This is a genomic window from Clostridium zeae (genome assembly GCF_017312485.1).
Lineage (GTDB): Bacteria > Bacillota > Clostridia > Clostridiales > Clostridiaceae > Clostridium_AR > Clostridium_AR zeae.
The window spans coordinates 798,959-811,989 of the sequence record NZ_BMBA01000001.1; the positions used below are offsets into that span (position 1 = coordinate 798,959).

The 13,031-nt window shown below is 31.5% G+C and carries 10 protein-coding genes; 2 read left to right on the forward strand and 8 right to left on the reverse strand.

Annotated features, from left to right (window positions below):
• Positions 1-222 precede the first annotated feature (222 nt).
• Positions 223-1,218, forward strand: a complete 996-nt coding sequence (locus tag J3477_RS03720; RefSeq protein WP_206868218.1) for an AraC family transcriptional regulator — start codon at positions 223-225, stop codon at positions 1,216-1,218.
• Between the two features lie 105 nt (positions 1,219-1,323).
• Here the strand turns inward: J3477_RS03720 and J3477_RS26055 are convergent, their stop codons facing one another.
• Positions 1,324-4,629 (reverse strand): ATP-binding protein, encoded by a 3,306-nt coding sequence (locus J3477_RS26055; protein ID WP_228731199.1) that lies wholly within the window; start codon positions 4,627-4,629, stop codon positions 1,324-1,326.
• Positions 4,630-4,977: 348 nt separating this feature from the next.
• Positions 4,978-5,766, reverse strand: coding sequence for an amidohydrolase family protein (locus J3477_RS03730; protein ID WP_206868219.1), 789 nt, complete (start codon positions 5,764-5,766; stop codon positions 4,978-4,980).
• A gap of 106 nt (positions 5,767-5,872) precedes the next feature.
• On the opposite strand from J3477_RS03730, the gene J3477_RS03735 reads away from it, so the two are divergent.
• Positions 5,873-6,193, forward strand: a complete 321-nt coding sequence (locus J3477_RS03735; RefSeq protein WP_206868220.1) for a winged helix-turn-helix transcriptional regulator — start codon at positions 5,873-5,875, stop codon at positions 6,191-6,193.
• Positions 6,194-6,338: 145 nt separating this feature from the next.
• Here J3477_RS03735 and J3477_RS03740 read toward each other — a convergent pair whose 3' ends face one another.
• From J3477_RS03740 to J3477_RS03765, 6 genes are all read right to left on the reverse strand, one after another.
• Positions 6,339-7,220, reverse strand: coding sequence for an AraC family transcriptional regulator (locus J3477_RS03740; RefSeq protein ID WP_206868221.1), 882 nt, complete (start codon positions 7,218-7,220; stop codon positions 6,339-6,341).
• Positions 7,221-7,441: 221 nt separating this feature from the next.
• A complete protein-coding gene (locus J3477_RS03745; protein ID WP_206868222.1) occupies positions 7,442-8,014 on the reverse strand; it encodes an RNA 2'-phosphotransferase in 573 nt (190 codons plus the stop codon).
• Positions 8,015-8,135: 121 nt separating this feature from the next.
• Positions 8,136-9,212 (reverse strand): helix-turn-helix domain-containing protein, encoded by a 1,077-nt coding sequence (locus J3477_RS03750; protein WP_206868223.1) that lies wholly within the window; start codon positions 9,210-9,212, stop codon positions 8,136-8,138.
• 205 nt (positions 9,213-9,417) lie between these two features.
• Entirely contained in the window at positions 9,418-10,542 is a 1,125-nt protein-coding gene (locus J3477_RS03755; RefSeq protein ID WP_206868224.1) for a radical SAM protein, read from the reverse strand.
• A gap of 281 nt (positions 10,543-10,823) precedes the next feature.
• Positions 10,824-11,840 (reverse strand): fumarylacetoacetate hydrolase family protein, encoded by a 1,017-nt coding sequence (locus J3477_RS03760; protein ID WP_228731200.1) that lies wholly within the window; start codon positions 11,838-11,840, stop codon positions 10,824-10,826.
• 83 nt (positions 11,841-11,923) lie between these two features.
• Positions 11,924-12,568 carry a TetR/AcrR family transcriptional regulator gene (locus J3477_RS03765; RefSeq protein ID WP_206868225.1) on the reverse strand — a complete coding sequence of 215 codons (645 nt, stop codon included), beginning with the start codon at positions 12,566-12,568 and terminating at the stop codon, positions 11,924-11,926.
• Positions 12,569-13,031 lie beyond the last annotated feature (463 nt).

A 13,031-nucleotide genomic window follows, 5' to 3' on the forward strand; every position in this document is an offset into this window, starting at 1 on the left:
AGTAAAATTTATATTTTCAAAAACCCCTCTCAAAACCCAGAAGAGTTTTGAAAATAGATTTCGGTTTGAAGTGGTACATCTTTAATACAAACTGTTATAATTGCTACATGTAAATGATAACATTTTATATAATGCTTCAAAAATATCAAAACAAAAGATGTTGACTAACCAAACTTAATATTATAAGCTATAGATATTATTTGCAAAGAATGGAGTTTGTATATGGAATATTTTGAATTAGATAAAAAACTGCGTACTTTGACAGAAAGTGAAAAGAGACACAAGGAAGAGCCTTTTATTTCTGAAATATATAAGAGCATGGAGCAGGTTGATGTAAACGGAAAAAATGCATATATATTTAATTTTGATGAAGCTTTTCAACATGGTAAATTTCTTCTGAACAAACATACTCGCTTTTCAGAAGTTCCTATGCATATACACACTTATATAGAGCTAAACTACATATATTCAGGCCACTGTACTCAAATTATTAATGACAAAGAAATAATACTGAGTGAAGGGCAGGTGTGCATAGTAGATACAGGTGTTCCTCATGCAGTTTTGGCAACTACGGAAAATGATATTATAATCAACCTTCTCATGAGCAGGGAATACTTCTCAACTTCCTTCCTAAGCAGATTGTCAGGCAAAGGAATTATCTCAGAGTTTTTGATAAACGCTTTATCAGACAGAAAAGAACACGATAACTATATTATTTTCAACTCAGAAAATAATACAAAGCTTCCAAAACATATAAGAGAACTTCTATGTGAGTATTTTGATAAATCCCTATACTCAGATGAAATCATAGATTGCTATTTGATACTTATATTTACAGAATTAATGAGGGTCTTTCAGTATGAGACCAATCAATATCAAGCAGCTTCAAATAGAAATGCCACAATCATCGACATACTTCAATACTTAGAGGAAAATTATATGACCTGCACTTTAGCTTCTACAGCAGCACATTTTAATTTCCATCCCAACTACCTAAGTTCTCTGATAAAAAAGAGTACCAATAAGTCTTTTAAGGAACTTATTCAAGCTCAGAAATTGACCCAGTCCTCTATTCTGCTTACCAATAGTGATTTGCCTATTTACGAAATTGCAAATAACATTGGCTATGAAAATCTAAACTTTTTTTATAAAAAATTTAAAATCTACTTTGGTGTAACTCCAAATGAATTTCGTGAAAAACATAAAGCATATAATTAATAAAATTAAGAATCGAAAAGATGACTTAAATACTAGTATAAATCATCTTTTCGATTCTATAAGTTTAAGCAAGAATAATATACAACAAGTTGCTTTTATTAATTATTATAAATATATATCAGAAAACTCTACTGTTGTTGTTTGGATAAGTCTATTATCCATTAAATCTGCTGAGGTTTCTATATTTGTCTCTTCTATAACTTGCTCATCTGGAAGAATAATTTTAAAGGTACTTCCTTTACCAACCTTGCTTTTAACTGATATGTCCCCGTTTAATGCTTCAACAAATCTTTTAACAAGTGACAATCCAATTCCAGCACCTTCTGCTTGTCTTGATAGTGAGCTATCAACCTGTCCAAATCTATCAAATATGACATCAAGTTTATCCTCTGGGATACCAATTCCATTATCTTTAACTTCAACGCATACTTTATTTTTTGTAGCACGTAGCTTTACAGTTATCAGCTTACCTACAGGAGTAAATTTAATTGCATTTGACAGAAGATTAAGAAGTATCCTCTCGTATTTCTCATCATCGATACCTATTATTTTACTTTCTATAGTGGATGCAAAGATTACTGCTACCCCCTTTTGTGAAGCATAGGTGTAAACTGATTCTACAATGGAGTTCGTAAGAAAGACTAGGTCTATATTTCTTTTATGAATTTTAATTCTTCCTGCATCAGAACGAGTAATATCTAAAAGATTATTTACTAGTCTTAATTGCCTAAAGGTGTTCTGCCTTATTATATTAATGTATTTTTGGGTTCTATCAGTGAGATCATCTTTACAAATAAAATTCATTGTTTGTATGGCTGTGTTAATAACATTAATTGGTGTTCTGAATTCATGAGATATTAATGATAGAAAATCATCCTTCATTTCGATTACTTTTTCTAGTGCTTCATTCTTTTCCCGTTCTACTTGTACCAACTTTAGTTGATTTTCATTTAAAGTTTCCACATTCTCTATATAATCGGTCATATCACGAATACATACTATTGCAGAAACCATATCGCCACTGATGTCATAAATAGGGCATCCATTTAGACTAAGATATTTAATCTTGTCAGGACTAATAGACTTTACAATAACATTGTCTATCTTTTCTCCTTTTAAAATTCTCGAACTTGGCATATCATCTATACTTAGATCTTTTCCGTCCAAATAATAATATTTTGTATGTTCTATAGATTCTCTGCATTCATTAGCCTTCTCTGCATTAAATCCCATGTCATAGGCACGTTTGTTATTATATATATAGCTACCATCTGGATTCATTATAAATAGCGCATCATTCATATTCTCTATAACAGCTTCAAGCAATTCTTTTTGTTTTCTTAAATTTTCTTCACCTTCACGCAACCTTTCAGCATCTAGCTTCTGCACGATTAAGTCTGCTGCTTGTCTTGCTACCACATCTAAGAGTCTCAACTGACGTTCTGAAGGATTATAGCATTCTCGCCAGTGAGTAGATATCATCCCAACCATTCTGCCACTACGGGAATATAATGGAGTAGTCTGGACAGAATTAATACCTGTATTTAGATATACAGTTTGATCCTCTGTGCCCTCAATAAATGGGCATTTATTTACATTAGGGACGATAACACGTTGACCTGTACGCAAAGCCTCACCACAAGTAGAACCTGACTCTACATGCACCCATTCCCAAAACTCTGCTGCTTCCGGATTGAACCCTCTAAAAGCTAGTAATTGGAGCTTATTGCTACTATGATTTTCAAGGTGAAGCATCTGTATACTTGCATATTCCGAATCCATTATTTTCATTGCAGCGTCTATTATTTTTTCATACAATACCTGTACATCGTCTTGTAATAGGAGTTCCATACTTATACTTTGCAGAAGTTTGGCATCTGATAATTCTACTTCAAGTTGCTCCTTCTGCTTTGTTAATTCCTTTTCATATCCCATTATTTTTGAAATATCATGGTGAGTTACTACTGCAGATAAGAAATTATTTTCCGAATCTAAAACAGGAACTGCATTAACTTCTAAAATCACGTTCTTATCGTCAAATTTATAAATTATTTTTTCATTACTGACTTTTTCACCTCTCATAACTCTGCTAGCAGGTAAACTGTCAAAAGGTATTAGGTTATCCTCAACATCAAAAAATCGCCTTTCATCATTAAAACTGCTAATATTGAACGGAATAAAAGGATGTTCTTTACGTGCTTTAGAATTTATATGTATAGCATTGCCAGTCTCATCATAAATAGCAACAGATTCATTCATGCTATCAATAGCAGCTTCCAACTGAGCTTTTTGGTGTTTAATAAGCTTTTCTTTCTCTATCCATTCAGTTATGTCTTGAGAAATTACTATATATATTAGCACTTCACCATTTTCATCATAAATAGGTTTTCCTTTCCCTATTAGGTATACCTCTTTCTTACCATCTATTACTACTCTTAATTTTGTCTCTTCAACTTCTTCTCCACCATATACTCTATATATTGGTGTTTCTTCTTGGGGAATCATATTTCCATCTAAATCATAGTAAGTACAATCATGATCTGGTTTGTCAAATATATTTGCCATATCTAAGCCACTTTGCTCGATGATCTTATCTTGCTTAACAAAATTTCCGTTCTTATCTATTAAGGTTATATAATCAGATAAACCATTAATTATAGTTTCTAGTTGTTGCTTCTGGAATTTAATGGTTTTATTTTGTTCCTCTAGTCTTTTTTGATTAACAACTCTTTCTGTTACTTCTTGGGAATTGATGACAATATACTTTACCTTTCCAGATTCCTTTATAGGGGTTAATGTAGTATCCCAATAAGTTGTTCCCCTTTCGAAACCATCGTTTTGAGAACCTTTAAAGTATCTAGGATTTCCTGTGATTATTATCTCTTTCCAAACAAATTCAAAATAACTGTCTTTCCACCCTGAAATAATCTCATATACTGGTTTTCCATAGGTATTTTCTGGTGTATTATATTGTGTATCAAGACTATCAAGTGCCATTTGGCTAGCTTTAAGCAACGTAAAGTCTGGAACACTATAAATAAATATTCCAGCTAGATTTTCAGTGATTTGTGGATAGAGATAGCAAAATTTATCTTCAAGTCTTGAATTAACTTTTTCCTGAAAAAAGTAAGTTTTCCTATCTGAATCTTCTGTTACACTAATATTAATAACCTTAACTTCAAGAGATTTTGTAAATAAAAAATATTCAAAAGTTTCATCTATATTTTCATCACTGAAATTAGGGCCAATTCTTAAGATTTCAAATAGATCCTTAGTACTTTTATACAAAAAATCTTCTATACTAAATTCAATCATATCAGCAAAAGCTTGATTAATTTCTACAATAACCTCATCATTTACAACAATAAAAGGAAGCCCTACGGCACCTTTTAGTGTAACAGTCCTTTTCATAAGAATCCCCCCTAAATACACTTATCTCCAGTTCACTCAAATACCAACATTATAACATTTTATTCCTTAATTTCCTATTTATTTTGTATGGTTTGATAGAGGTTATGAATATTTATTATGAAATATTTTATCTCTGTCTATATAGATAAAATCAATTTGTATTCGTTGAAAATATAGTCTTCAAGGCCGATACTTATAGTAAAAAAGAACCTTGTTATCTCAAGGTTCTTCTTCACTGCATTGATTTTTCGGCCTGTTTATTAAAAAAACAAGAAAATGTGTAATCATGCTTCTTAATGTATTCTAGCCATTCAATTAGAGGTCTATAGTATACATCTTTCCTTAAGCTTAAATTTTTAACAGTCTCGCAATATTATCACCTAAAACCGCATTAGCTACATAAGCTCCATTACTTACTTTTTTTACTGCTTCTATTGATAACTGCAAGTCTCCATAAGGCATATCCACACCAAAGATACATTTTAAAGGAAGTTCATTTATTGCTATCTTTAATACAAGTGTAGAAAAATAAGCTGATGTATCAAGATATAGATTCTCCATTTCTTTGGCAAGCTCTATAGCGGTCATCCAATTACTTCCTCCCATATGCCCTAATATCACTGGAACACTAGGATAAGCCTTACACAATTCAGCAACTTCTTTTATATCCTCTAAAACCAGAGGATTAAACGCATGTATCCAAATTGGTAAACTTCCCAAATCACTTGAAGCCTGAAAAATAGGTTTTAATACTTTTATATGCCCACTTGCTGGAGTAAGTTCACCTATACCTACAAGTTTGTTATTTACTATATTTTCTTCAATATATAAATTAGTGTCATTTTCACTAAGCCCAATAGGTACATTTCCAAATCCAACATACCTTGATGGATATGCTTGTATAACATTAGTAAGCTCCCTTATAGATTTATTTCTTACCTGTATCATGGAATTTCCTTTTCCACTGACTATATCATTTAATTTTTTCATTTCTCTTTTTAAATCTTCTAGATTCACTACCACCTCTGGATGTATAGAAGTTGAAAATAATATAGTCTTATCAACACCTGCCTCATCCATTATTTTTATATGTTTTTCTACTGGCAAAATAACATGTGAATGTCCATCTATAATCATATTTGTACTCCCCCTATATTAAACTTAATTTTATTATAATCAAGTGATGTAAAAATGAAAGTATGCACTTTTTTGTGCTATACTATCATAAAGGAGAGTGGAATTATTGAAAGAACTTTGTTATGTAAGCAATAAAGAACCTTTCGAATATACTTTATCTATCATCAGCGGAAAATGGAAATTAAAAATTATTTACCTTCTTGCTTGCTCTGGAACAGTGAGATATGGTGTTATTAGGAAAAGCATTGATGGAATTACACATAAGATGTTAAGTTCCCAATTAAAAGAATTAGAAGGCGAAAATATTATACTACGAAAGGAATACCCTCAAATTCCTCCAAAAGTAGAATATTCTCTTACCGAAAAAGGAGAAAGCCTTATCCAACTTGTAAAAGACATGTGCGAATGGGGCGTAAAAAACATATAATAGTTATCGCAATGTCATCATCAATTATCAAAAAAGAGCTAGTTTTTAAACTAACTCTTTTATTATAGGATTGGTATATCTATAGTTTCCTTTACAACATAACCTCTTCTGATTACTCAGAAGAGGTTTTAATATATACTGCAGATTAAAGTGTCACTCTTTTAACTGGTATCCAAATCTCGCTTTTGTAATTTGGTAAAGATACCTCCTTACTTTCATTCCATAAAATTTCCGGTCCTTCTGCCTGCTCATAGCTTGAAGCTGGAAACCATTCTGAATATATACGTCCCCATACATTCTGAAGCGTATCTGGAAATGGTCCTACAGCTTCAAATACAGCCCATGTTGATGCAGCAACATCAAGTTTTGTTAAGTTTACTGGGAACTCTCTTGTTGTAGCGACTCCTATATAATGATCAAGTTCCCCTTTTTCCTCCATTCTTCCTTCTGAGAAGTTAGTAGATGCGCTTATTATTCCTCTTGGCTCTACATTGGAAAGTTCTTTAAGCTGATGAATCATTTCTTCATTTAAACTTTTCCACATCTCTGCAATACCAGGATTAACTCCACTAAAAACAATTGGAACTCTCTTCATGATACCAACTATGCTAAATGCCTCTTTTTCTACTATTCTATAATTCATTTCATTTCCCCCTTTAATTGTTAGTTGAAAGGTCATTCTTGGATATGCTTTCAATGATTGCCCTTTTATCCTTGCTTCAGAAGGCGTTATACCATGCAAGCTTTGAAAAGCTCTTGTAAAGGAATCAGGTGAACTGTATCCATATTTAATAGCTATATCAATCACCCTAACATTACTATTATTATTAAGTTCAAAAGCAGCAATAGTAAGTCGTCTTCTACGAATATATTCCGATAGAGAAATTCCTGCTAAGAAAGAAAACATTCTTTGAAAATGATATTCTGAACATAATGCCAATCTAGCCACTTCTTTAAAATTAATATCATCTGTAAGGTTTTCTTCAATATAATCTAATGCATCATTCATTCTTTTTAGCGAATCCATTGTGCATCTCCCCCTTTCATTAATAGGATATCAGAATTTGCATAGGTCTATCCGACTTATCTGGTTCAGTTTTGTAGGGTATACCACTTCACTGATATTTTACTTACAACTCCACCTAGATTTATCTTATCTAGTTCATATTATGAATTATTTACAGATAAGAAATACCTGCATAATATATACTCTTTGTACAAATAATTAAGGATTACTTGGAACCTTGTTTATTCAAGTTCCAAGTAATCCTTATTCTGAAGTGATATATACTCTACAGGAACAGAATCAGTTAACCAAACTCCATTTTTTGAAAGATAGAATTTATGTCCATTATTAAACATTGTTATAGAATTAATTTTAAGTACAATAACCTTTCCATGACGTTCGCCTACTGACCTGGCTGTATCAAAATCCATAGACAAATGTACGTATTGCCTGCTTTGTTTCTGTATACCTAAATCCATAATACTATCAATAAATCTTCTTGAGGTACCATGATAAAGGTGTTTCGGAGGAATACTTTCCGCTAATTCCACATCAACATCTATTGAATGCCCCTGATTAGCTCTTACTTTTGTTCTATCATCACTAAAACTATATCTTTGTTTATTATTCTCTTTAACAATGCGTTCAAGGGTCTCAAAATTGATCCTTTTTCCTGCATTATTTATTCCTTTAATTAAATCTTCTATCTTTGCCCATCCATGTGCATCGAGAGTAATTCCTATAGTATCTGGGCTATGTCTTAAAATTAAGCTAATAAATTTTCCTAATTCTATGTCTTCTCTATTTTCTTTCATTTTTACTCCTTTATAGGGTTCCAACTTTAACTATTAAGTTATACGTGAAAAAAATCATAGGTGAGTGGTTTCAAACAGGCATAAATCAAGTTTCAATACAGGAACTCCTTATTAGTTTTAGTTATATATTTGCCATAGCAGCCTTTAATTCTCTAATACTTTCTTCATAGTCTGATATTCCAGACAAAACTTTAAAATCCTCCTCATCAATGATTGATTGAAGTACTTTTTTTCTAATAATCTTCTGACCTTCAGGATTAACTTGAAGCTTAATTTTTTCAAAATATGGATTAAAGCTATGATCATATTTGGCAGAGAGAAATTCCTTTACATAAATCTTGAACCATCTTGCAGCAGTTTCCATCTGATTGATTTCCATATATAATTTACTATAATTAGCTGCCGCTGAACCTAAACCTATTTGGAACATCTTCTGCAAATTATACCATGTATCTAAATAGAAAATTGCCTTTTCATAATCCTTCTCTTTCCTTGAAACCTTAGCTAATACACTAAGCATAGTACAACTATGAATTATGTAGTTTAGTAATTTGTTACTACAACATTTTACAGTTTCATCATTCTTTCCTTGTTTCAAATAAAGTTCTGTATATAACACTGCTGGATCAATTGGATATAGCGGTAGCTCATTAAGTGACTTCTCACTTTCTTCATAATCTCCCATATCCATCTGAATCTGCGCAATACTAAAAAGTGCTATTGGAGTATACTTAGACTCCCTACTCTCAACTACCTGTTGTAGTAAGGATAAAGAATATTTTTTTTTTGATTTTATAAATTCTTCTGTAGGATGCTCTGCCGTTACCAAATACATATAAAGTAAGGTTGCCACTTCAAACTTAAGGTGTATACTGTTTGAATATTCATTTAAATAAATCACACATTTTTCTTCTCCTACAGCATAACCTTCATGTAAAAACAGTGTAATTAATTCTTGTTTAATATTAGAAACTTCTGTCTCTGAAAGCTGACACTGAAAGGATAATAATTCATCTATGGATGTATTTAACGCTCGTGCCAAGGGTGCTAGAAGAGATATATCTGGTGTGGAATTTCCATTTTCCCACTTGCTTACTGCACCTGCTGAAACCCCAACGATTGCAGCTAACTGTTCTTGAGTAATATTTCTTGCTTTTCTTAATTGAAAAATTGTTTCTCCAATCTTTAATCTATCCAAACTAATACCTCCGTTTTTTCTCAATGCAAAGTCCTTTGATAACTTCATTATAAGACGAATCTATCCTACTCACAATGGAGAGAAAGTTGAATTTAAGTAAAAAAACTTGAAGAAGATTCAACCTTAAAATTAAATTTAAGACAAATGAAAAAAGTGCTTCGTCCGCCAAACGAAAGCACTTTTTTCTTATATTATAGTCCTCAAATTAAAATACCAACTCTCCTGGTCTATAGCCAGTAGGTAATTCTTCTTCAATTAAAAATTTGAAATTGTCATCACGTAGTATTGGTAAAAAGACTTCGTATGGAATCTTCGTGAACTCACAGCCATAGCTACTTGCCCCGAACCACTTGCCTTCTTTGCTACTTAAATTTAAGTCTCTAGCAAATTTTGTATGGTTTGAGCAATCATGAACTGCTAAATCCCATTGTTCATCATCAGCTATTTTCATGAATTTCAGAGTTAATTCTCTACTCCATGTTGGTGATATATAACCATGTCTAGAGATATACATGTTTTCCCCATAATAGTTGTCTATGTTATTCTCATTTAAATGCAATTCTGCACAATTGATAAAATCTACTTTTGTATCTAATATAGCTTGCTTTTTCTCAAAGAAAACTTCAAAAAACTCAGGAGTCATTGGAGTTTCAATCCCTACGCTTTTAAAATATTTCTTTGCTATTTTAATATTCTCAATAACTTTGTCAGCACAGTTAGATGCACCTAAGTTGAAACGTATTTCATCGAGACCAGCTTCTGCTAATGCTTTCAAAGTCTCTTCTGTAGCTAAAAGACCATTTGTATATAAATGTTGATGAATATTAGCATCTCTGAATTTCTTTACAACTGGATAGTATTTTTCAATTTCCATAAATGGTTCTAAATAAACGTAGGAAATACCAGTAGGTTTCTTGTGTATTGAAAGAAGAAGATCTATATCCTTCTCATAAAATTTTGTTTCTCCAATTTGCCACATACCTTCACCGATTGGAGGAATAAAATCAAGCTCTCCATAATTGTAGCAGAACTTACACTGTATGTTGCATTTATTTGTTTTTCTAATTGCACTCAAACCAGTTCCAAATAGGCAAGAAGTGCATCCTTTTGAAAACTTACTGTCATTTCCTACATAAAAAGTTCTATTTTGTAGGGTTTTAAAATTTTTAATTTCCGACATTAACATTTCATTTCTATGATCAATCGCTGCCTCAATTTGGGCAAAGGTAGCGTAAATGATTTCTTGTTGCTTTGTCATTGGTTCTTCATCCTCAGGTAACATTGCAAAAAACTCAAACCAACTCAATGCATCCTTCTTTGAAATATTCATAAAGTTCCTCCTCTAATTATCCTCTTGAAGATTCAATTCAAATCTTCTAGCTATGCTTTTCCACATACTCTTCTTCAAAAGACATACATGAATCCATCTAATTATATATCAATTATACTGTTTTGTATGTAAATAAAGAGTATAATTTTCGACATTGTTTTTTAGCATAGACTTTAATTTTAGCACGTGTGTATTATAATGAAAACAAAAAACTGTATACTTCTTCTAGATTATTGACATTTTTAATGAAGAAATTAAATAAACTTTTTAGCTTTATGGTTTTATAATAAGTTCCAGCTAATTGAATTGGTTAGTTCGCCTACCTTATCAATCTCTAATCTAATAGTATCTCCACATTCTAAAAACACATTATTCTCCATTCCGCAGCAGTTAGGTATAGTGCCAGTTGCCATAAATTCCCCTGCATGGACTTGTTCACCTTTTGAAGCATAAGATACAGCTTTTCCAAGTGAATGATAAAATTGATCAAGTTTACCTTGAGCTACCTCTTTATTGTTGATATACACTCTAGCTTCTAGAGAGTCTATAACTGGTAGTATTTCATTAGCTGTAACTACCACTGAAGAAATTGAACTAGCAAAATCCTTTGCTTTACACGGACCAAACCCCGTTTTTTTCATCTCGTCTACCTGTACATTTCTAGCACTAAAGTCATTAAATACACAAAATGCACCTATAGCATTAAGTCCCTCTTCCTCTGTTGCATTTATCACGTCTTTTGTAATGATCATTCCAAGCTCAAGTTCATAATCTTTCAATGTGGCATATTTAGGATATGTTATGGTTTCACCGTTTCCAACGAAAGATAGCACATTCCCCTTATAGTACACAGGGTTATCATACCATGGTCTTTTTGGTACAAAAGCAGGAAATGGTTTGTTAGTGACCCATTCATAGACATTTATTAAAGGCATTAATTTTGGAGTCATCTGTTTAGTATACTCCCGTGAACTGTTAATAATATGCTTTTCACAGAGCATAAAATCACGGTAAAGTAGAGGTCTAAATGGCATTACGTCTTCACCTTCCATCGTCAATTCAGCTTTATTTTTTTGAGCAAGGTTCATAAGTTCTTCTAGCTTAACATATAAAGTATCATAGTTTTTTAAAAATTCAATAAGATCATCAGATTTATCTTTAAGTTCTTTACGCTCTTTAGTTCCATCATCCGGAACTGCATCTAGAACTGCTTGAAATGCAATCCATATATTATCCTTCCATACACATAATGTATATTTTTCACAATTACTAATTTTTATTTTTTTTAATCTCATCATTATTACTTCCTTTTTTACTTTTTTCATTTTAACATGTTCAAATTCAGCTAAAAAATCCCTTTTTCAAAAAGTGCATAGTTCTTTTATATAAAAATACCATCTGATTCTATTATTAATACCATATCTACTATTTCTTTTTGCATCTCCACTATATGTCTTGTTACTTGTTGAATTTCTGCTTCATTTACGTTAAAAGCCTGTAAACTTATTTGTAGAAATGTATTAATCATTTTATCATATGCAATATCCTTTTTCTGATAATAACTTGCAATACAGCTCCTCATTGCACCTTTTATCATTAATGTACGGATATAATAATCTTCATATGTATAATCAACATTATATTCTTCAAACAATAGCTGGGACCTTTCAGACGCACGAACTATAAGCTTATCTATTATTTTGTTTGAACTATAAGCTTCATAGTATAGCTCACATATCAATTCATTCATTTCAACTGCTTTGAGTTCTATTGCACACATTAGTGCATATTGCATGGCAGAATTTCCTTTTTCACTAAACCGTTCCTTTACTAAAGCTTCACATCTATTAAATAAAATCAAAACTAATGCCTCAAATATATCCTCCTTACTTTCAAAAAAGTGATATATACTTCCAATCAAAACACCAGATTTTTCAACTATTTGTCTTATTGTTGTTTTCTTGTATCCTTGAGCAGCAAATAATTCTTTTGCAGCAACTAGTATTCTGTTCTTAACTTCATCCAATATAATTCACCTCTAACAATTTACTTGAACACGTTCAATAGGTATATATTATTCGTACTGTATAAATATGTCAATAATAAAACTTCAGAAAGCATTTAAATATAAATGAAGCAGGCATAGCAGGCTCAATTTGATATTATTGCTGTTTTTGCATTGCTTTCGCTTTCTATTTAAGTACTCGTTTCTCTTCCTTTATGAGAAAAGTAGCTGAAATTATGTGTTTTCCAAATAAATATTAGTATTAAAAGTCTTATAATCAAATTCAAGGCAAAAGAAAAAAGCTCTACATCCTAAAAATATAGAGCTCTTTTTTACTTAAATTTAATTAATCTAACAGCTAAAAGCGGTGTAAGGATTTTATACTTCAAACAATTTTACATCTTTTAAACATATAGCTAGGTCATCAAATATATTGACTTTCACTTCTTCTTTAAAAGAAAAGATACTTTCCTCTCAATTAAAA